The following is a 20,105-nucleotide window of genomic DNA, read 5'->3' on the forward strand; positions in this document are numbered from 1 at the left end:
GACGGTTTCGTCGGCCGAACGACCCATCGTTTTCAGTCAGTGCACTTCACGGCCGGGCGTACTTCCGGCGCGCGGAATCGGGTGCTCGTCGCGGCGTTCACCGCGCCGCGATGTCGAGCAGTTCCGCCGCCACGGCGGTCGGGGCGCGGCCGAGCCACAAGGCGTGCAGCGGGCGGGACAGGTGCAGGCCCGCCACCCGGAGCTCGACCAGGTCACCGGCGGCGACGGCGGGCGCGGCGGCGCGGGCGCTGATCACGCCGACGCCGCCGCCCGCGCGGACCGTGGCGAGGATCGTCGTGGTCGAGCCGAGGCTGATGGCGTGCGGCAGTACAGGCGGGAAGCCGAGCGCCTGTTCGAGTGCGTTCAGGAAGGTGTCGCGGGTGCCGGAGCCCGGTTCCCGCAGCAGGAGCGGCTGGTCGGCGAGGTCGCTGGGCCGCAGCTCGCGCCAGGCGTGCGCGGCGAGCGGGTAGCCGGCGGCGACGACCAGGGCGAGCCGGTCCTCACCGACGGCGCGGGAGCCGAGGTCCGCGGGGATGTCGGGCGACTCGACGAAGCCGAGGTCGGCCACGCCGCGGCGGACGGCCTCGACGACGCCCTGGCTGTTCGCCACGTCGGCGGCGATGTCGAGGCCGGGATGGGTGCGGCGCAGGCTTAACAGCCAGCCCGGCAGCAGGTGCTCGGCCACGGTGAGGCTCGCCGACAGGCGCAGCCGCGCCTGCCGGTCGGCGCGCAGGGTCAGCACGCCGTCGGCGAGGGCGTGCGCGGCGTCGATGACGCCGTGCGACCAGGCGACGACCGCCTCGCCGGCGGGGGTGAGCAGGCTTCCCCGCCGGGAGCGCACCAGCAGGGACACGCCGAGGCGGCGCTCCAGCTTCGCCAGCCGCGCGCTCGCGCTGGGCTGGGTGATCCCGTGCGCCTGCGCCGCACGCCCGACGCTGCCGGTCTCGGCGACGGAGACCAGGAGGTCGAGCGCCGGCAGATCGTTCATCCAGGGCGGCAGCGGCATCGTGCGCAGTCTGTCACAGCCGCCCCCAGGCCGGTCCGTCATCCGGTGAGACCGGTCCGTCATCCGGTGAGCAGGTGCTGCAGCCCGAGGCTGGTCGCGCTGACCGCGACCCAGAGGATGAGGCCGAGCAGCAGCGGCCGGACACCGGCCCGGCGCATGGCCGCCACGTCGGCGGACAGGCCCACCCCGGCGAGGGCGATCGCGATGCACAGCAGCGCCAGCCGGTGCAGCGCCTCCTGCCCTCCGGCCGGGATCAGGCCACCGGTGTTCAGCGCGGCCACACCGAGGAACGCGATCAGGAACCACGGGACGAGGGAGGCCGCCAGACGCGCCTTCGACGTCCGCACGGGCTCCTCACGGCGGCGGGTCCAGGCGGTCACGGCGAGCACCACCGGAATGATCATCAGCGTCCGGGCCAGTTTGACGACGACCGCGTACCGGTCGGCGTCGCCACCGAAGGCGCCCGCGGCGGCCACCACCGAGCTGGTGTCGTTGACCGCCGTGCCCGCGAACAGCCCGAACGCGTGCGGGCTCAGGCCGAGCGCGTGGCCGAGCGGCGGGAAGACCAGCACGGCGGCGACGTTGAACACGAAGATCGTCGAGATGGCGTACGCCACGTCGCCGCCCTTCGCCCGCAGCGCGGGGGTGGTCGCCGCGATGGCGGAGGCGCCGCAGATGCCCGTGCCGACACCGATCAGCGTGCGCAGGTCGCCGGACACCCCGAGCCGGCGGCCGGCCAGCCAGGCCAGCAGCAGGCACACCGCCAGGGTGCCGAGCATGACCGGCAGCGACCCCGCGCCGACGTGCAGCACCTCGCCGAGCGACAGCTGGGCACCCAGCAGCACGACGGACATCTGCAGGACCGGCCCCTTGGCCAGGTCCAGCCCCGGTCGCAGCACCTCGGACCGGCGCCGGGCCAGCGGGCTCAGCAGTACGCCGGCGACGACGGCGAAGACCGGCGCGCCCAGCACGGGCACCCGCGCGCCGAGCGCGGCCGCGGCCGCACCGAGCACGACGGCCGCACCGAGCCCGGCGGCGTGCACCGGCACGCGACGCCCACGAGCCTCAGCAAGAACGATCACCAACTCAGGCTCCGGCCCGGCGGAACGCTCCGGTAGCGGCCGATCCGGAACCACGGTCATAGACATCGCCTATGACCTCGCCGGTACACCGGCCGCGTCGAGGTTGCCGGTAGCAGGCACGGTTATCGATACTTGGGTTTCCGCCGCCTTGTCATTGGAGCACCCCATGCCGAGCTGCCGGCCCCTGGCTGCCGTCCTGTCCGCCGTTGTGCTCGCGACGCTGACCACCACCGTGGCGACCGTCGCGACACCGTCCCAGGCCGCCACCGCCGGGCCGAAGACCGTCATCGCCAACCTGTTCGAGTGGAACTGGACCTCGGTCGCGTCCGAGTGCAGTTCGTTCCTCGGGCCGCGCGGCTACGGCTACGTCCAGGTCTCCCCGCCGCAGGAGCACGTGCGGGGCCAGGAGTGGTGGGTCGCGTACCAGCCGGTCAGCTACCGCATCGAGTCACGCAAGGGCACCCGGGCGCAGTTCCAGTCGATGGTCAGCGCCTGCCACGCCGCCGGGGTCAAGGTCATCGTCGACGCGGTCGTGAACCACATGGCCAACACCGACAAGAGCGGCCCGGGCTGGGCCGGATCCGCCTGGACGCACTACGACTACCCCGGCACGTACCAGTCCCAGGACTTCCATCACTGCGGGCGCAACGGCAACGACGACATCGTCAACTACAACGACCGCTACGAGGTGCAGAACTGCGAGCTGGCGAACCTGGCCGACCTCGACACCGGCGCCACCTATGTGCGCGACCGGCTCGCCGGCTACCTCAACGACCTGCTGTCGCTGGGCGTCGACGGCTTCCGGATGGACGCCAGCAAGCACATGCCCGCCGCCGACATCGCCGCGCTGAAGGCCCGGCTGTCCCGGTCCGTGTACATGGTGCAGGAGGTCATCTACGGCGCGGGCGAGCCGATCACCCCGCAGGAGTACACCGGCAACGGCGACGTGCACGAGTTCCGGTACGGCAAGGACCTCGCCCGCGTGTTCCGCAACGAGCGGCTCGCGTACCTCTCCAACTTCGGCGAAGGCTGGGGGTACATCCCGAGCAACGTCGCCAACGTGTTCGTCGACAACCACGACACCCAGCGCGACGTCCCCGGCACCCTGACCTACCGCGACAACGGCATCTACGCCCTGGCCAACGCGTTCATGCTGGCGTGGCCGTACGGCTCCCCCACGGTGATGTCCAGCTACGAGTTCACCGACCGCAACCAGGGCCCGCCGTCGGACGCGTCCGGGCGCACCAACAACAGCACCTGCTTCACCGGCGGCTGGCGCTGCGAACACCGCTGGCAGGCCATCGCCAACATGGTCGCCTTCCGCAACGCCGTCACCGGCACCGGCGTCGTCAACTGGTACGACAACGGCTTCCAGCACATCGCGTTCGGCCGCGGCAGCGCCGGCTACATCACCATCAACGACGAGGACTTCGCGGTCACCGGCCGCTCGTACCACACGAACATGCCCGCCGGCCGCTACTGCGACGTCATCCACGGCGAGAAGAGCGGCACCACCTGCACCGGCCCGGTCATCACCGTCGACGCGACCGGCTGGTTCCGCACGGACGTCGCCGCCCACGACGCTGTAGCCATCCACACCGGCGCCCGCATCTCCTGACCTCCCGTCCGCCGTCAGCAGGCGAACGACCGAACGGAATTGCGGCAACCTCCCGCGCCGGGATCTTGACCGCGTTCGATCCCGCACGCTGCCCGGCCAGAAGGACGAGATCGAGGTCGTCCCCACGCTCCGTAGCAACGGCGCGATCCTACGCAAGGTCACCACCACCGCATTGCTGCGCCCTCCGCATGTCTTGCTGTTCCTCCAGATCTGGAGCATGTACGCCACTGGGATGAGTCAGGCGGCGAGGGTCGCCGGCGAGCGACTCGTCACCGACCTGGTTCGCGAGTTCGGCCCCAGGGATGTCGTCACACTGGAGGCCCGTGGCCAGCTGGCCCGTCTGCGACTCATGACCCAGGACATCTCCGGCTCGCTCAGGGAGATGAAGAGCCTGGACCGGATCACTCGGACACGGTCGCCACGCGACATGTTCTCACCGAGTTGAACGATCCGAACCACGCAACGGGCGAAGGACTGTGACGAACCAGCCGGCCCGACGGCCTATCGACGCGGACAGATGGTCCTAGGGTCGTGGCATGAGTGCCGAGCAGGACATGCGGGCATGGCTGGACCTGAGCATCGTCAACGAACTGGACGTCGTCGAGCAGGACCCGGCCGTGGCGCAGCAGCGCGGCGCCGACTTCCGCTCGCTGTTCACCTCGTGGGCCCACGCCGCGTCCGCGCAGGTCATGGCCGAAGCCAGGCAGGTTCTGGGCTTCTGAGGCGTGTCGCGCAATCGCAAGGTGCCGGTGGGTTGCAGGCCGGCGCAGCGACTCGCCGGCGGGCGACTGGCCGGCTCGGAGCAGTACCGCAGGATCGTCGGCTCGGGCAGCTTGCGTGGGCCGGATCGTGAAGCGACGACCAGTATCGCCGCGACGACGACCACCATGACGACCGCCACGAGGACAGCACCGGCGATGAGCCACCGCACCGCCGGTCGGCGCGTGTCGATACGCACGCGTCTATTTTATCCGCGGGAGCGGCCTGGAGATCCGCGCCAGCGACCCGGCCGCGCAAAGCGCTACAGGGGAATTCCCTGTCGCCGGTAAACCGGATGCCCGCCCGCCGTTGACCTAACTGGTAGGGAGGTGTCCATGCCGAGAGAACCTGTGCCACCGCCAGGGTTCGACGACTACTTCGCCGCAGTCCGGCCCGGCCGGCACGGAAAGTCCACGGCCGTCGGCGCCCGGCACCACGGCCGTCCCCGCAGTGGGGATTCAGGGGCCGGTAGCGGGCGAGGGCAAGCATCTGTACGTGCAGTGGGCGCCGTTCGGGTGCGAGAACATGTCGAAGTACGGCTGCCCCGGCCGGCTGCTCGGGTCCGACGACGACGGCGCCACCTGGACCGCGCGGTACAGCGGCATCGTCGACGACATCACCGCGCCCGCGCCCGGCGTGGTTCTGGCCCACTTCGACGGCGAGTCCGTCGACGTCAAGCACGTCAGCGCCGACGGGGGGCGGACGTGGAAGCTGGTGCGGCCGGTGGACGGCACGGTGGGCACGGTGCCGGCCGGCGGCTGGGCGATCTGCACGGACGAGCGCAGGGAGCAGGACTCCACCGGCCCGTACAGGTGCGGACTGCGGGGCGTCGACCCGCGGACCGGCGAGGCCCGGATGCTGGCGAACCAGCCCGGCATGCAGCCCGACTCGGTGCTGTCCACGCCGGTCGGCGCCGGGCTGTGGGTCGGCGGGACGGCGCCGGACGGCCGTCTCGGTCTCGCGGTCAGCCACGACGGCGGGCAGACCTGGCGCACGCGCCTGTTCGACGAGACCGACCCGGCCGACTCGGGCATCGTCTCCGTCGCCACCGTCGACGGCACCAGCGCCTACGCCGTCGTCACGACCGGCCAGCCGCGCCGGGTGCTGATGTACCGCACCACCGACGGCGGCCAGACCTGGACGACCGCCGATCCGGAGCGCACGGTGCCGTACAAGGACCACGGCCAGGACACGTACCTCGCCGCCGACGGCACCCACGTGATCCGCACGGTGCACGACAAGCCTGCCGAGTGGTACGCCGGCAAGGGCGGCACCTACCGGGCGCCCGCGCCGGTGACCGGCCTCGCCGACCACGACGGGTTCTGGCCGGTCCTGACCACGGCCCCGGGACGCTACCTGACCAACGACCTGACGGCGCTGTACACGTCGCCGGACGGGCTGCGCTGGACCCGGCTTCCGGTGGCGGTGCCGCCCGGCTGAGGGCCCCACTCCCGCCCGGCCGGGCCCTGCGATCCGGCCGGGTTCACGTCCGCGGGCGGCCGACGGCCGTCAGCGTGGCCCCGGTCAGGACCGAGGCGACGCCGAGCAGCAGCATCCAGGTCAGGGCGAGGCCGGTCACCGGCAGGCCGGCGCCCGCCGCCTGGACCGTCACCGTGAACGCCAGCGTGTGTGTCACGCCCGACCGGTCCACGCCCAGCGCCACCACCGTGTGCTCGCCGCTCGCCAGGCTCGCCGGCACCGTCACCGGCTGGTGCACGTCGCCTTGCGCGTCGGCCACCGCGGTGGCCAGCAGCGCCGGCGCCGAATAGATCGCGATGGTGACCGTCGAGTGCGGGGCGAAGCCGTGACCGACGACGGTGACCTGCTGGCCCGGGGTGGCGGTGTGGATGTCGCCCTGGTCGGTGGTGAGGGTCGCGTCGGGGGTCGGGGTGCCGGCCGGCACGGGTGGCGACGTCGCGGTCGCCGCGTTGGTGACCGCCGGCGCCGAGTCGCGGCCGAAGGTGCCCTCCGCGACGATCTTCACGGTGTACGAGGTGCCCGCGACCGCGCCCAGCACACAACTGGTGTCGGTGGCCTTGGCGTGGCACGTGGCGGGTCCCGGGTCCGCGGTCAGCAGGTAGCCGCCGATGCCTGAGCCGGCCGCGGGCGGGGTCCACTGCACGGTGATCGAGGCGACGCCGCCGGTCGCGGTCGCCGTCGGGGCGTCCGGTGCGGCGCTCGGCGTCGCGGTGACCGGCTGGCTCGGGTCCGAGTCCACGGCTCCCGACGCGTACACCTTGATCGTGTAAGCGGTGGCGTTGGTCAGGCCGTGGATGACACAGGTGAGGGCCGGGGCGGTGGCCTGGCAGTCCGACGCCGCGGTGCTGGAGCCGGCCGGGTACGCGGCCGCGTGGTAGGTGTCCGCGGTCGCGGGCAGGCCGGCGGTCCACGTGACGGTGACCTGCCCGTCGCCCGCTTCCGCGCTCGTGATGGTGGGGATGCCCGGCGCGGCGACCACGGTGAACGGGGCCGACCCGTCGGACGGGCTGCCGGTGCCGGCGGCGTTCACCGCGGTCACCCGGGCCCGGTAGCCGGCGCCTGCGTCGAGGCCGCTGACGTCGCACGGGCTCGCGGTGGGGCCGGCACAGTCGCCGCTGGTGACGGCGGTGTACGCGCCGCCGTCCTTCGAGAGCTCGACGGTGAAGCGCGCCGCGGGTGTGGCACTGCTGGTCGGGTAGGTCCACGCGACGCGCAGCCTGCGGTCGCCGGCGACGGTCAGCACCGGCGTGCCGGGCGCCAGCGGGCCGGCGACGGCGGTGACCTCGACCGACGGGACGGACTGGTTGCCTTCCATGGCCGACGCCACGGCGGAGATCTTGAACCGGTACGCCTGGCCGGGGGTCAGTCCGGTGACGGTGCACGGGCTGCTCGCCGGCGTGCCGGCACACGTGCCCGAGCCGGCCGCGGTGTACGGGCCGCCGCTGGACACGTACACCTTGAACCCGGTGACGCTGCCGGACGGGCCGGTCCAGGCCACGGTGACGGTGCCCGACCCGGTGACCGTGACAGCGCCCGGCGTCGGCGCCGACGGTGCGGCCACGGCGGTGACGGCGGTCGACGGGTCCGACGCGGGTCCGCTGCCGGCGGCGTTGACCGCCACGATCTTGAACTGGTAGCTGCCTCCGCCGGTGAGGCCCGTGACGGTGCAGCCGCTGGTGATGGTGCCGGCCGTGCAGGTGCCGGCGGTGGCCGCGGTGTACGTGCCGCCGCCGAGCGACACCAGCACCTGGAAGTTGGTCGTGGGTCCGCCGGTGGTGGCCGGGTCGGCCCAGGTGACGGTGAGGGTGCCGTCGCCGGCCACGGCGGCCGCGGCGCCGGTGGGGGCGGCCGGCGGGCCGATGGCGGTGACGCTGACCGGGCTCGACGGTGAACCTTCGGCGCCGCTCAGCACGCTGGCGACGGTGAAGTAGTAGACCGTGCCCGGGGTGAGGCCGCCGACCGTGCAGGAGGTGCCGGTGACGCCGGAGCAGTCGCCGGTGGTCACGGCGGTGTACGACCCGCCGCTGCTGAGGCTCTGGTAGACGACGTAGGAGTCGGCGCCGCCGCTGGGCGCGTCCCAGTCGAGCGCGACGTTGCCGGTGCCCGCGGCGACCTGGGCGCTCACGTTGTCGGGCTCGGGCGGGCCGAGGGTGGTGAAGGAGATCGAGCCCGCACCGTAGTTGTCGTCGCTGGCGAAGGTGGACGGCGAGTCCTCCCGAGCCGGGTCGACGTAGCTGCTCCCGCCGCCGCCCGGGCCGCCTTCGGCCGACGGGTTGGCGGTGGCGCCGCCTCCCCCGCCGCCGTAGTAGCCGCCGCCACCGCCACTGCCGCTCTTCGAGCCGCTCGGGCCGCCGTTGCCGCCGTAGCCGAGGCTGCCCGAGCCACCTGGGGACGCGGCACCGAACGCAGCGCCGCCCGCGCCACCGGCGCTCTGCGTGCCGCCGCCGCCCGGGAAGGCGAAGCCGCTACCCGCCGTGTTCGACGCGTAGGCCGGCGACGGGGGCTTGCCGCCGCCACCACCGGGATAGACCGTCCCGCCGCCGCCACCGCCGGCGATCACGGTGCGGTCGCTCAACCCGCAGGAGTCCGTGGCGGCGCAGGTGCCCTGGCGGATGTCGGAGGCGTCGCCGCCGTCGCCGCCGCCCGGCGCGGACAGGCCGCCGCCGTTGAAGCCGGCGGTGCCGCCGACCATGACCTGGATCTTGTTGCCCAGCCCGGCGGGGGTCGTGATGACGGCGGTGACGGTGCCGCCGCCACCACCCACGCCGCCGCCACCCTGGGCACCCTTGACCACGACCTGCAGCTTCGTGGTGCCGGCCGGGATGGTGTACGTCTGGACCGCGCCCGTGTAGGTGAACGTCGTGGTGGCGGCAAAGGCCGGCGTCGCCGAGACGGCAACGAGACCGCCCGTTCCGAGCGCGGCGGCCAGGACCGCCGCGGCCTGTCGGACGAATTTCATGCACCACTCCAGACACTTCAGGTAATCGCACAGTAACGCTATGCATCTACCTGAGGGGCCCTTCGGCACAATCCGGGCGGCGCTGGGCCTGCCGGCGGCACTCACGGCAGCGCTGACGCCCGGGGAGTCCAGATCGGCGGGGTGTCGCGCGCCTGCAGCAGCCGCTCGACCGCGGACCTGAGCTCGGCCGCGTGGATCGGTTTCACCAGGTAGCCGTCGGCTCCGAGCCGCAGGGCGCGGACCACGTGCTCCACCTGTGCTTGGGTGCTCGTCAGCAGAATGGGTGCATCGGTCATGCACCGCAACCGGTGCAGCGTGTACCAGCCGTCGCGTGCGAACAGACTGATGTCCAGCACCACGAGGTCCGGTCGCTCGACGGCCGCGGCTTCGAGCGCCGCTCGACGGTCCTCGAAACCGGTCGCCTCGAACCCGGTTTCGGCGAGAATCTCCCGGAAGTCCAGGCAGATCAGCGGCTCCGGCTCCACCACGAACACCCGGCTGCCGGTGTGATCGCCGGCCGCCGGCCGCCGCCTTGCCCATTCGGTGAGGATGTCCCCGGCGACAGCCAGCGCAGCGGGGTCGACCCGGGCGATCGTCTCCAGCAGCGACGCCCAGCGCCGGATCAGCAGAGCTTCGGCGAGCGCGCGGCTGGCATGGCGGGAACCGTCACCGGCCGCGGCCGCGCGTTCGGCCAGCGCCACGAACGCCCTGCCACGCTCCTCCTGGTCCTCGATCGTCCGGGCCAGCGCCTCGGCCTGGCCCACGTCCATGCTGTCCGCCGTCACCGCGACAAGCTCGGCGAGCAGCCGGTCGCGTTGCCACGGCCGCTCGACCCCGTGAGCGATCGTGAGCGCCCGGCGGACGGCCGCTCGAGCGTCGGCCTGCCCGTCCGCCGCGGCCCGCGCCCGCGCGATGCCGGACCAGGCCCGCACCCGATCGTCCGGGTCGGGGATGCGGTCGATGATGCCCTCGGCCGACCCGATGCCGCCGACCGTGGCCATCACCACGGCCAGTTCGACGTGCGGCGGGCTGATCGCGGGCACCGGGGCGTCGTCCACGTCGAGCACCGCGGCGGCGACCGCCGTCGCCGCCTCGTCCATCAGGCCCAGGCTCACCGCGTGTTCGGCGAGGTCGATCCGGGTCCTGGCCCGCACCTCGCGATCCGTCAGACCCGCCACGAGTCGCCGCGCCTCGCCGATGCTCCCGGTCCGGATGAGCGCGTCGACCGCCGAACCTACGGTGGTGTGCTTCGGGTAGTACCCTCGCAGCTGCTCGGTCGCGGCGAAGGCGGCGGGGGCGAGGAGCAGGCAGCCGGCCGGATCGGCGTGCTTCAGCGCTTCGCCGAGCACCTCGGCGCGGTCTTCCGGCTCGTCGATGGCGCCTGCCAGCATGAGGGCTTCGTCGTGCTCGCCCGCCTGGGCCAGGGCCAGCACCATCTGGCGCAGCACAACCCCGTCCGGCTCCGCAGCGTGGCGGCGCGCCTCGGCGACGGCCGCACGCGCCAGCGTCTCCGCCAGTTCCAGGTCCCCGCCGTCCTTCGCGGCCCGGCTGAAATCGGTCAGGAGCCCGAGCCGGTCCCACGGCTGCTCGCGGGAGGCGTCGAGCAGCGCCTCCGCGTAGTGGCGCCGTCCCATCCGGGTGCCGGCGACCGCGAGGTCCCGGCCGAGCCGGCCGTTGCCCGGGGCGAGCGCCACGGCCTCGTCCGCGGCCGCGACGAACGTCTCGAAGCAGGCTCCGTCGCCGCGTCCGGATGCCGCAACGACGATCTGGACCAGCACGGACGCCCGATCGGCCGGCGACTCCATCGCATCCGTCAAGGCCAGGACACGAGCGCCGGCGGCGCCGGGCGCGAGCAGGGCGGCCATCGTGCCGAGCGACGACCGCCACGCGCCGGCGCCGGACCGGCGGGCGGCCGCTTCGGCCGACTCCAGCAGCCGCACGGCGCGCGCCTCGCGGTCGGGTCCGGCCGAGGCCCCGGCCACCGCGACCAACGCCTCGGCCTGCCGGTAGGTGTCCGTGATCGCGAGTGCGACGTCCTCGGCGACGTCGGCCGCGACCACGCCGAGCTCCGGCCGCCGCGCCCGGAACGCCGCCGCCGCGACGGCCGCCGCCGCCTCGGCCCGCCGCCGCGGCTCGGCCACGTCACGAGCCGCGCTCATGGCGGCCTCGAACACCGTCTCGGACAGGGTGGACTCGCCGAGCACCGCAAGCACGCGGGCGCGATGGAACGGATCGAGGGTGCGCTCGGCCGCGGATCGGATCTCTTCCACCGAGACGCCTTCGTGCGCCCCTCCGGTCCCGCCCGCCAACCCCGCCAGGACCCGCAGGCGCAGCTCCGGCAGCGCCAACGCGTCGGCGAGGGCCCGGGCGCGGGACGCATCGCCACGGGCCAGCGCCGCCTCGGCGACCGTGGCCAGCGCCCGGGAGCGCGGCACCTCGAGCACGACCTCCCAGGCGAGGGCCTCGGCCCGGTCGAGGTCGCCGATCGATGCCGCCGGCTCGACCAGCGCCGCCAGCATCCGGGTCTGTACCGCTCGTTCGGTGACGTCCCGCGCCGAGCGCTCCGCCGCCGCGAGGCCCTCGACGGCCGCGGTGGCCGCGGCCAGCGCGGGAAGGATCCGCAGCTGCCACTGGTGCCCGGTCGACCGGGCCACTGACTCCGCCGCACCGCACAGCAGTCGCGCCTGGCCCAGGTCACCGGTCGCGGCCACCACGACGGCGAGCCTCGCCAGCGCCACCGCCCGGCGGGCCGGGTCGGAGATTCCGTACGCCAGCGCGCTCGCCCGGAACACCTGCCCGAGGCGGGCCCACGCGGCGGGCAGTTCGACCGGGATGCTGGCGTTGCGTTCGTGCAGCGCCTCCCGGTGCATGGCCAGATGCAGGGCGGTGCCGACGTCGGGCCGGTCCTGCGCCGCCAGGAGCTCCTGGGCGGCGATCACCTCGCTCATGGCGCCGCTGTCCCCGCCGATCATCTGCAGCATGCGGTCGTGCCGGACCGGGTCGCCGGCCAGCCGCACGAGGCGTTCGACGTCGCCGACGTCCCGCAGCATCCGGGGATAGGCACGCAGGAGATAGCCGGGTGTCGCCGCCGGCCAGCGCCGCCGCCGGTAGTCGTCGGCCCAGGCGTGGATCTGGTCCCGGAACCGGTCGAGCGTCTGGGGGCCCAGACGGTGCGCGGCGTCGTCCCGCAGCGTCTCGTGCGTGAACAGGAAGACCTGCTGCCGCCCGGCCGCATCGGGGTCGGGCCGGTTCGCGAGGGTCCGGCCGACGACGCCGTGCAGCAGGCCCTCCAGCTCGAACCGGGGGCGCCCGGTCAGCGTCTCCAGGTCGTCCCGGGTCAGTCCGCCGCCGGCCGCCGTCACGAGGCCGAGCACGTCGCGGCCGAGCGCACCGGACCCGCCCGGCCCGCCCGCCAGGACGCCGTCGAGCTCACGCCGGGCCAGCTCGGCGACCTGCCGCGCATACGGCGACGCGGCGAGGGCCCGCACCCGGGCCGCCCGGAGCGGATGATCTTCGTCGACGTCTCCCGGCAACGGCGGATCCGGCCGCCCGGCGACGATCACCCGCAGGCTCTCGTCCGGGCGTTTCGGCAGCAACGACGCGATGCTCGCCAGCCCCGAACCCGGCCGGACCCCGCAGTCCTCGTCCAGCCCGTCGACCACCAGGACGAGCCGCTGGCCGGCGCGCCGGGCCCGGGCGGCAGCGGCTGACAGCAGCTGCCGGCGGAGCCTGTCCCGTCCGGCCGCCGACGCGATCTCCGGCAGCCGCTCGCCGACGATGGCGGCCAGCTGCTCGCACAGGCCATCGGTGAAGGCGACGCTGTCGGACTGCCCGGCCAGCCGGGCCGTGACGAAGAACGACACCACCCAGGCTCCGGGCGGCGGGTGCAGCACGAACCACGACATCAACGCCGACTTGCCGGCCCGGGCCTCGGCCTGCCACCAGCCGTACCCCTCGTCACCGGCGCAGAAGGACGCCAGCTCGGCCAGCTCCGGCTCCCGCCCGACCAGCCGGCCGGGTGCGATGTCACGGACCTGGTCCACATAGCCGGAGCGGGACCACCACGACGGCTCCTGATCGGGCCGGAGCTCGGCCTCCCGCGCGCCGCACGCATCGCGGTGCAGCCGCAGGCCGCGGGTGACCTCGCCGTCCAACCCGCCGAGCGCGATGATCAGCCGCCGGGCCTGGTCGGTGTCCGCCGGCCACGCCAGGCCACGGAGCAGCTGGCCGGCCCGGGTCGGCGCGGCCAGCCCCATGTCCCGCGCGATGGTCCGCTGGCTGCGAAGACCGTTCGCCCGGTGTACGCCGTCGAGGAACTCGAGCCAGGCGCGGAACGGACCACTCACCGGCCACGCGGACCTGTCGATCGGGTGACCGCGACCCATGCGACCTCCTGCCGGCCGGGCTGTCCTCTCGCCGTCTCGTCATTGTCCTGCAGCCACGCACGAAGCCGGCGCCTCGACCCGCGCCCGGGCGCAGATCCGGCATGCGGGACAGCACCGCACACCCCGGCGCGGCCCGCCCGCCGGACTCTGGTCCACGCCACCGCAACGGTGGCCGGCCCTCGATGAATGGACGTCCGATGCCTGTACTGCTCGAACTCACCCAACTCGTCACCGGTGTGATCGGACTGATCACCGCGATCGGGACGCTGGTCCAGGTGCTCGCCATGCGCAGGCCACGCAAGGCCCGGGCCCGGCGGGACCGGCGTCGATGACCCGGGCCACCCGGCGCGGCGGCACCGGCACGGCTGGCACGATGTGCTCGTGACCGGCCGGGAGCTGCGGGAAGCGGGGTACCTCCTGCTCGGCGCCGTCTTCGGGGTGTTCTGGGCGGCGCTGGTCGGTTCGCTGTACCTGTCGGGCATCGTCACCCGGTTCGCGCCGGTGACCGTGGTGCTGCTGCTCGCCGCGCATCTGCTGCTGCGGCCGATCGGGCGGTTCGAGCGGCTCCTGGCCCGGGTCCTGCTGGGGCAGGACGTGGCGGCGCCGGCGCCGATCGGGTTCCGGCGCGCCGTGTATCCGCGGCACCCGCGGTGGCGCCGGCTGGTCGACCCGTGGCGGTGGACGGCCGCGGCGGTCCGCGACCCGCACAGCTGGCGGGTGCTGGCCTGGACGCTGGTCCGTGCCGTCAGCGGGCCGCTCGGCGCCGCCGTCGTGCTGCTGTACGCCGCCTCGCCGCTGCTCGTGCTCTGGCCGCTGGTCGCGCTGGCCGACCGGATGAGCGACCGGATCGAGGTCGGCGCCGCCGGGACGGCCTGGTCGCGACGTCCTCGGCCACATGGACTCGGCCGTGCTGACCGACCTGCTCGACGGCGAGGTCGACGGCATGCGCATCAGCCCGGGGTTCCTCCTCGGCGCCGGCTTCCTCATGCAGCTGCCGATCTGGATGGTGCTGCTGTCACGGGTACTGCCGCAACGGGCCGCCCGCTGGGCCAACATCGCCGCGGGCGCCGTGATGACCCTCGTCCAGGCGGTCTCCCTCACCGTCGGCACACCGGCGACGTACTACGTCCTGTACAGCGTCGTGGAGATCGGCTGCACCGCGTTCATCGTCTGGTACGCCTGGACGTGGCGCACGGCTTGAGCGTGCGGGTTGACCCGGCACGCCATCATGATCGGCGTGACGGGCCCGGACCTCTCCCCTGACCGCTACCTGACGCTGTTCGGCGGCCTGGACGCCGGCCTGCCGGCGCTCGCCGCCGACCCGCAGCTGGCCGGCGTCGACGACCTCGCCCCGCTGCGGACCCTCGCCGCCGGCCTCGCCGCCGCCGGCCGCCACCGCGACCTGCGCCGCCTGCTGCTCACCGGCACGCTCGGCAACGTCTGGTTCGAGGCGCACGAGACCCACGACCACGTGGAAGGTTTCCTCGCCGACGTCGGCCTCGCCCGCCGGCACGCCGCCGCGGAGACCGACGCCGCCCTCGCCGACGGCGGCCCGGCACCGTCTCTCGTCGACGAGGTGTGGCTGGGCCTGGTCGCGGCGAGCGTCCACAGCCGCCGCGACCGCGCCTCCGCGGAGGTCGCGGCCCGGCTGCGCGCGGCCGGGATCGGCACCGTCGACCGGCTGGCGCGCCACGAGACACCCCACCGGGTGGACTACTGGCTCAGGCGGGCGAGTGCCGAAGACGAGCTCTACCGGGTGCAGATCGTCGCGCACATACTGCCGGACGTCCCGTCCGGCGACCGCCCGGCCCTGATCGCCGACACCCTTGAGTACACGCTCGCGTTCCGGCCCCCCGTGCCTGACCCCGACCCGCTGGCGGACGACGGGAACCACTGGCGCAGCACCGCGATCGACTACCTGGCCCCGCACCTGGATCCGGGGCAGGCCTCGGCCGCGCTGAACGCCCTCGCCACCATCGAGAACCCCGGCCTCCACGAGGTCTTCGCGTGGTCCGCGCTCGTGCCGGTACTGCCGCCCGACCGGCGCGCAGAGGCCATCGCCCGAGCGCTGTCGGCGGCCGCCACGATCTTCAACGCCGGATATCGCGGCCTGGCCCTCGCGACCATCGCCCCGCACCTGGACGCCGCGCAACTGCAGCGGGCCGTCGAGGCGGCCGCCGACTTCGACTGGCTCCACCAGCCGGACGCGCTGACGCCGCTCGTGCCGCACCTGCCCGCCGAGCATCTCGCCGGGGTGCTCGCGTTCGCCCTCGGTCACCCTTTCGAGGCCCCCCGGGCCGCGCTGCTCGCCGCCCTCGCCCCGCGGCTGCCGGACCGGCTGCTGCCGCACGCGCTCGCCGCCGCCAAGGCCATGACTGACCCGGGGCTGCGCGCCAAGGCCCTGACCGCGCTCGTGCCGCACCTGCCGGACACGGTCCGCGCCGCCGCCGTCCGGCACGCTCTGGACGCCGCCGCCACCGGCCCGGGGTCGGCGCGCACCCCCACCCTGACCGGCCTCGCCGCCCACCTGCCGGACCGGCTCACCGACCGCGCCCTCGACATCGCCACTGCCATCGCCGACGAACAGGAGCGCGCGGCGGCCTTCGCCGGGCTCGCCCCGCACCTGCCGACCCGCCACATCGACGCCGCGCTGGCCGCGGCGACCGCGATCCACGACGAGGTGCACCGCGCCCACGCGCTGGAGGCCCTGGTCGCCCACCTGCCGGCCGACCGCGCCGACCAGGGCCTCGCCACCGTGCCGACCCTGCACAGCCCGACGCTGCGCGCCCGGGTCTGGACCGCGCTCGCGCCGCACCTCCCGGCCGGCGTGCGCGCGGAGATCCTCCGCCGCGCGGTGGCCGCCGTCACGGCCGTCGGCGACCACGACTGGCGGGCCCGCGCCCAGGCCGCCCTCGCCCCGACCGCTCTCAACCGGACAACCGGCGCCCCAGACCGAGACCCCGCCACCACCGGCCCGGAGCACGGCGCCCCCGACCGGGACGCCGGCACCCACAGCCCACAGCACGACGTCCCCAGTCGCGAGCCCGGCGCCCGCAGCCCAGAGCACGGCGCCCCTGACCGGGGCCCCGACGTGCGCGGCCAGGAACAGGTCGTCCCCGGCACCCCCCACCGAACAGGCGGACCTGCTCGACCAGGCCGTCGACAGCGCACTGCTCATCGACGACGAGCACTCCCGAGCCCGGGAGCTCGGCCGCCTCGCACCGCACCTGCCCGCGCACCGCCGTGACCATGTGCTGCGGGCGGCGACCGGGATGTCCGGCGCGTACCCGCGGGCTCTCGCCCTGACCTGGCTCGCGCCCCACCTGCCGGCACCCGCCCGCGACGACGCCGTCGCCGGCGCTCTCGCGGCCGCGGCCGAGGTCGACGACCGCAAACTCCGGGTGAGAGCCCTCAGCCGGCTGCTGCCCGTCCTTCCGGAGCACCAGCGCGTCGAGACCGGCGCCCAGGCCTTGGACGCCGCCGAGGCGATCGCCATCGAACCAGACACCGTCCGCGCTCGGCGAGAGTGGCACGGACAGGCCCGGGCAAACGCCGTCGCCGAGATCGCCCCGCACCTGCCGGCGGCGCTGCTGCCCCGGGCCGCAGCCGCGGCGGCCGGCACCGCCGTCGACCCACACAGCGACCACGCCGCGCACGCGATGCTGGCGGTCGCCCGCCGGGCCCGCCGGTGTCTCGACGCACAGCCCGGTGCCGCGACCGCCCGGACCGCCGTGCTCGTCCTACGGACCGGCCTCGACGCCCAGGACCGGCGCATCGGCCTCGCCGCCATCACCGGCCTCGCCGGGGCCATCGAGACGCTCGCCGGGACCAGCCCCGCGGCGGCCGTTGTCGGCACCGCCGCATGGTGGGACTGAGCGCCCAGCGACTCCAGCCGCGGTCAGGCGGAAACCGGCCCGGTCGCCGCCGGGCCGGTGACACCCGGCCGCCTCAGTTGCTCAGGTTGATCGGCGGCGGGTTGTAGGGCGGGTTGTTGCCGGGGTCGGTGTTGTCCTCCGGCCCGTACACCCGCAGCATGATGTTGAACGGGGCATCGGACACCGGCAACCAGTTCGCCGCGGGCGCGTTCGCGGGCCGGTTGCGTCCGATGTAGACGGTGATCGAGCCGTCCGGCGCCGTGTACAGGTCCGGCGTGTACCGCGCGACGACGAACTTGCTCTGGCCGGGGATCAGCTCGATGGTGTCCGGGGTGTACGCGGTGAGCGACCAGAACCGGGCGGCGTCCGGGACCTGGTCCTTGCTGAACTTGAGCACATAGCTGTACTTGCCGTGCAACGGGTTGCGCTGCCCGTCGACGAAGGCGTGCCAGTAGCCCGCGGCCACCGCGTTGTTGCCGTACTGGATGAACTCGTTGCCCGACGCCCGGTCCAGATAGTCGGTCCCCCACTCGGCGAAGTTCGTCGGGTGGATCCAGCCCGTCGTGCTGGCGCTGCTCGTCCAGTTCGTCTGGATCTTCGTCCAGGCCGCACCGACGGCCTCGGTGATCGTCTTCATCGGGCGGGCGTCGCCGTCGCGGTCCGCCAGCTTCGCCGCCAGGTAGATGTCGTCGAACTGCTGGGCGAGCTGCCGGTCGTCCCGGCTCATGGGCCAGGTGCTCAGGTCGTTCACGCCACGCTGCATCAGGTCCAGCAGCGCCCTCGGGTCGTCCTGCGCGAGGTCGTCGGCTTCCTTCTTGACGCTGATGGCGAAGTTCGACAGCTTGAGGATCTCAGTCGCGCCGGCCTTCGGACAGACGAGGTAGTTCTGCAGCGTGGTCATCCGCACCGACGTGCCTGCTCAACGCCGCTTCCGAAGCGTTCACGTCGGTCCTCCTCGCAATGGGCCTACACGGTTGCGGGGAGGACGGCCGCCGGGGCCGGGCAGATACGCCGGGTCGGCTTTGCGTCACAGAGGGCGGGAACGGCATCACCCACGGTAAAAGGGGGGGACGACGTCGCGGCCACCAGGCTTCCGGCAGCCGCGGATCCGTGGCACGCTGACGGCGGAGGTGGGTGCCGTGGTCGCTGACCGGATGCGCTGGCGCAGACGGATCGAGCAACTGGACCCGGCGCGCGACCACGAGGAGATCTACCGGATCTCCGCCGGTCACGAGTTCCCCTGGGACTACACGAGGGCGCTCGAGTTCGCGTTGTTCCGCACGTACTGCGTGCCGTCGATCTCGGCCCTGCTCGACGCGACCGGCGAGTTCCGGGACCGGCCACAGCGCCGCTACGACGACACGCAGCTGCTCATGGCGGAGCTGGCCGCGCACGGCTACGACTCGCCCCGAGGCAGGGAGGCGCTGCGGGTCATCAACCGCGCCCACGGCCGGTACGCCATCGACAACGACGACATGCGGTATGTGCTGGCCACGTTCGTCTACGACCCGATCGACTGGCTGGACCGCTTCGGCTGGCGGCCGCTCACCGAGCACGAGCGCCTCGCCGCGTTCCACTTCTACCGCCAGGTCGGGCTGCGCATGGCGATCCGCGACATCCCGTCGGACTTCGAGGAGTTCCGGGCGTTCAAGCGCGACTACGAGGCGGCCAACTTCCGCTACAGCGACGCCAACGCCCGGGTCGGGCAATACACGGTCGGGCTGTTCGCGAGCTGGTTCCCGGCGCCGCTGCGGCCGATGGCCCGCCTGGGGGTCCGCGCGATGCTGGACCCGCCGATGCTCGCCGCGTTCGGCTTCCGCCCCGCCCCACGCTGGCTGACCGCCCTGTCCGGGGCGACGCTGCGGGCTCGGGCGGCGGCGGTGCGGCTGCTCCTGCCGCCCCGGCGGGTGTCGAAGCTGGGAACGTCACCCCACAACCGCACCTACCCGGGCTACCCGACCGGGTATCGCCCGGCCGACCTCGGCGCCCCCGCCCCGCCGGCGTCGCTAGACGAGCGGTGGCTGCGCCGAGACCCGGCACCGGACCCGCAGGACCTGCCGCGGTAGCGCGCCGCCGCACCTGCCGTGGCCGATCTGGCACAGCGACGTCCGGTCCGCCAAGGGACCGTTCGTCCTGCTGCCCGGGCACGACTGGAACGTGACCGTCCTCTGCCGCTGCGACGACCGCTGGCAGGTGCAGTACCCGGCCGAGTTCCGGCAACGGACCAGCTGACGCGGCACGGGCCGCCCGGTCACGATCCGGGTTGCGGAAGGTGTCGACGCACAGTTACTCTCTACGCTGTACAGAGAAATCGACCAGGGAGTGACGTTGTCAGACCAGAGCCCGATCACCAGTGCCGCCTACACGCCCGAGGACGAGGACGTCACGCGACTGCTGGACTGGTTCGCCGCCTACGACGCGCTCGCCGAGCGGGGTGACGTCGAGCGCATGGCCGACGTCGCGCTGTTCCCGCTGACGGTGACGACGAACGACTCGGCCGGCGAGTGCGTGACGCAGCAGTGGGACCGCGCCACGTTCATCCAGGCGATGGGCGCCGCCGTCGGCGAGCCGCGGCCGCGGCTGGACAACCACCGCCGGCCCGTGTTCCTCAACGCCGACCTGGCCGTCGTCGTCACCGACAGCACGGTCACCACCGGCGAGCAGGTGCAGCACATGCGATACGTCGACGTGATGGCCAAGACGGGCGGCGAGTGGCGCTTCACCAGCATGATCCAGGCCGGCTGGGGCGACATGCCGCGCGGGGCGTTCGGCGCCTGAACGGCGCGCCGAGGCCCAGTGCTGGGCCCGTGCCGGGGCGCTGCCTGGGGACGCGTCTGAGGACGCAAAATTAACCTGCGAGGCGATCTACCTTCCCCGGCGCTACCGGTTCAGGTATTCGACAACACCGATCGACCTCTCGATCTCCCGATGCTATCCGGCTC

Annotated in this window: 13 protein-coding genes and 2 pseudogenes; 10 read left to right on the forward strand and 5 right to left on the reverse strand. The window is 73.8% G+C overall.

The window, feature by feature from the left end:
- Positions 1-97 precede the first annotated feature (97 nt).
- Both AB0I21_RS22640 and AB0I21_RS22645 read right to left on the reverse strand, forming a co-directional pair.
- Complete coding sequence (locus AB0I21_RS22640; protein WP_360563867.1) at positions 98-1,006, reverse strand: LysR family transcriptional regulator; 909 nt, start codon at positions 1,004-1,006, stop codon at positions 98-100.
- A gap of 59 nt (positions 1,007-1,065) precedes the next feature.
- Positions 1,066-2,088 (reverse strand): putative sulfate exporter family transporter, encoded by a 1,023-nt coding sequence (locus AB0I21_RS22645; RefSeq protein ID WP_344500351.1) that lies wholly within the window; start codon positions 2,086-2,088, stop codon positions 1,066-1,068.
- Positions 2,089-2,254: 166 nt separating this feature from the next.
- Between AB0I21_RS22645 and AB0I21_RS22650 the strand changes: the two genes are divergently transcribed.
- From AB0I21_RS22650 to AB0I21_RS22660, 3 genes are all read left to right on the forward strand, one after another.
- On the forward strand, positions 2,255-3,706 hold the full coding sequence (locus AB0I21_RS22650) for an alpha-amylase family protein (protein ID WP_360563869.1): 1,452 nt from the start codon (positions 2,255-2,257) through the stop codon (positions 3,704-3,706).
- A gap of 536 nt (positions 3,707-4,242) precedes the next feature.
- Positions 4,243-4,428, forward strand: coding sequence for a hypothetical protein (locus AB0I21_RS22655; protein WP_360563870.1), 186 nt, complete (start codon positions 4,243-4,245; stop codon positions 4,426-4,428).
- Between the two features lie 487 nt (positions 4,429-4,915).
- Positions 4,916-5,905 carry a hypothetical protein gene (locus AB0I21_RS22660; protein WP_360563872.1) on the forward strand — a complete coding sequence of 330 codons (990 nt, stop codon included), beginning with the start codon at positions 4,916-4,918 and terminating at the stop codon, positions 5,903-5,905.
- Between the two features lie 43 nt (positions 5,906-5,948).
- Here the strand turns inward: AB0I21_RS22660 and AB0I21_RS22665 are convergent, their stop codons facing one another.
- Together AB0I21_RS22665 and AB0I21_RS22670 are read right to left on the reverse strand one after the other, a co-directional pair.
- A complete protein-coding gene (locus AB0I21_RS22665) occupies positions 5,949-8,903 on the reverse strand; it encodes a fibronectin type III domain-containing protein (RefSeq protein ID WP_360563874.1) in 2,955 nt (984 codons plus the stop codon).
- Between the two features lie 101 nt (positions 8,904-9,004).
- Positions 9,005-13,288, reverse strand: coding sequence for a response regulator (locus AB0I21_RS22670; protein ID WP_360563875.1), 4,284 nt, complete (start codon positions 13,286-13,288; stop codon positions 9,005-9,007).
- A 197-nt stretch (positions 13,289-13,485) separates the two neighbouring features.
- Between AB0I21_RS22670 and AB0I21_RS22675 the strand changes: the two genes are divergently transcribed.
- The 5 genes and pseudogenes from AB0I21_RS22675 to AB0I21_RS22695 all read left to right on the forward strand — a co-directional run bounded on the left by AB0I21_RS22675 (position 13,486) and on the right by AB0I21_RS22695 (position 17,163).
- Positions 13,486-13,620 (forward strand): hypothetical protein, encoded by a 135-nt coding sequence (locus tag AB0I21_RS22675; protein WP_360563876.1) that lies wholly within the window; start codon positions 13,486-13,488, stop codon positions 13,618-13,620.
- A gap of 49 nt (positions 13,621-13,669) precedes the next feature.
- A pseudogene (locus AB0I21_RS22680) lies at positions 13,670-14,098 on the forward strand (sensor domain-containing protein); the annotation flags it as partial.
- 82 nt (positions 14,099-14,180) lie between these two features.
- Positions 14,181-14,489: pseudogene (locus tag AB0I21_RS22685) on the forward strand (DUF6326 family protein); the annotation flags it as partial.
- Between the two features lie 36 nt (positions 14,490-14,525).
- Positions 14,526-16,535 carry a hypothetical protein gene (locus AB0I21_RS22690; RefSeq protein ID WP_360563878.1) on the forward strand — a complete coding sequence of 670 codons (2,010 nt, stop codon included), beginning with the start codon at positions 14,526-14,528 and terminating at the stop codon, positions 16,533-16,535.
- Between the two features lie 4 nt (positions 16,536-16,539).
- Positions 16,540-17,163 carry a hypothetical protein gene (locus tag AB0I21_RS22695; protein ID WP_360563879.1) on the forward strand — a complete coding sequence of 208 codons (624 nt, stop codon included), beginning with the start codon at positions 16,540-16,542 and terminating at the stop codon, positions 17,161-17,163.
- Between the two features lie 73 nt (positions 17,164-17,236).
- On the opposite strand, the gene AB0I21_RS22700 is transcribed toward AB0I21_RS22695, so the two are convergent.
- Positions 17,237-18,064, reverse strand: coding sequence for a DUF1214 domain-containing protein (locus AB0I21_RS22700; protein ID WP_360563881.1), 828 nt, complete (start codon positions 18,062-18,064; stop codon positions 17,237-17,239).
- A gap of 238 nt (positions 18,065-18,302) precedes the next feature.
- On the opposite strand from AB0I21_RS22700, the gene AB0I21_RS22705 reads away from it, so the two are divergent.
- Both AB0I21_RS22705 and AB0I21_RS22710 read left to right on the forward strand, forming a co-directional pair.
- The gene (locus AB0I21_RS22705; RefSeq protein WP_360563882.1) at positions 18,303-19,229 is read left to right on the forward strand and encodes an oxygenase MpaB family protein; all 927 of its coding nucleotides are present in this window, start codon (positions 18,303-18,305) and stop codon (positions 19,227-19,229) included.
- Positions 19,230-19,491: 262 nt separating this feature from the next.
- Entirely contained in the window at positions 19,492-19,941 is a 450-nt protein-coding gene (locus AB0I21_RS22710; protein WP_360563884.1) for a DUF4440 domain-containing protein, read from the forward strand.
- Positions 19,942-20,105: the final 164 nt, after the last annotated feature.

Source organism: Dactylosporangium sp. NPDC050588 (assembly GCF_040654975.1).
GTDB lineage: Bacteria > Actinomycetota > Actinomycetes > Mycobacteriales > Micromonosporaceae > Dactylosporangium > Dactylosporangium maewongense.

What these genes read in the sequence shown, in the direction of transcription:
- AB0I21_RS22640 (WP_360563867.1), bottom strand. Translation starts at nt 1,006, where the DNA reads ATGCCGCTGCCGCCCTGGATGAACGATCTGCCGGCGCTCGACCTCCTG.
- AB0I21_RS22650 (WP_360563869.1), top strand. Translation starts at nt 2,255, where the DNA reads ATGCCGAGCTGCCGGCCCCTGGCTGCCGTCCTGTCCGCCGTTGTGCTC.
- AB0I21_RS22655 (WP_360563870.1), top strand. Translation starts at nt 4,243, where the DNA reads ATGAGTGCCGAGCAGGACATGCGGGCATGGCTGGACCTGAGCATCGTC.
- AB0I21_RS22665 (WP_360563874.1), bottom strand. Translation starts at nt 8,903, where the DNA reads ATGAAATTCGTCCGACAGGCCGCGGCGGTCCTGGCCGCCGCGCTCGGA.
- AB0I21_RS22670 (WP_360563875.1), bottom strand. Translation starts at nt 13,288, where the DNA reads ATGGGTCGCGGTCACCCGATCGACAGGTCCGCGTGGCCGGTGAGTGGT.
- AB0I21_RS22675 (WP_360563876.1), top strand. Translation starts at nt 13,486, where the DNA reads ATGCCTGTACTGCTCGAACTCACCCAACTCGTCACCGGTGTGATCGGA.
- AB0I21_RS22700 (WP_360563881.1), bottom strand. Translation starts at nt 18,064, where the DNA reads ATGACCACGCTGCAGAACTACCTCGTCTGTCCGAAGGCCGGCGCGACT.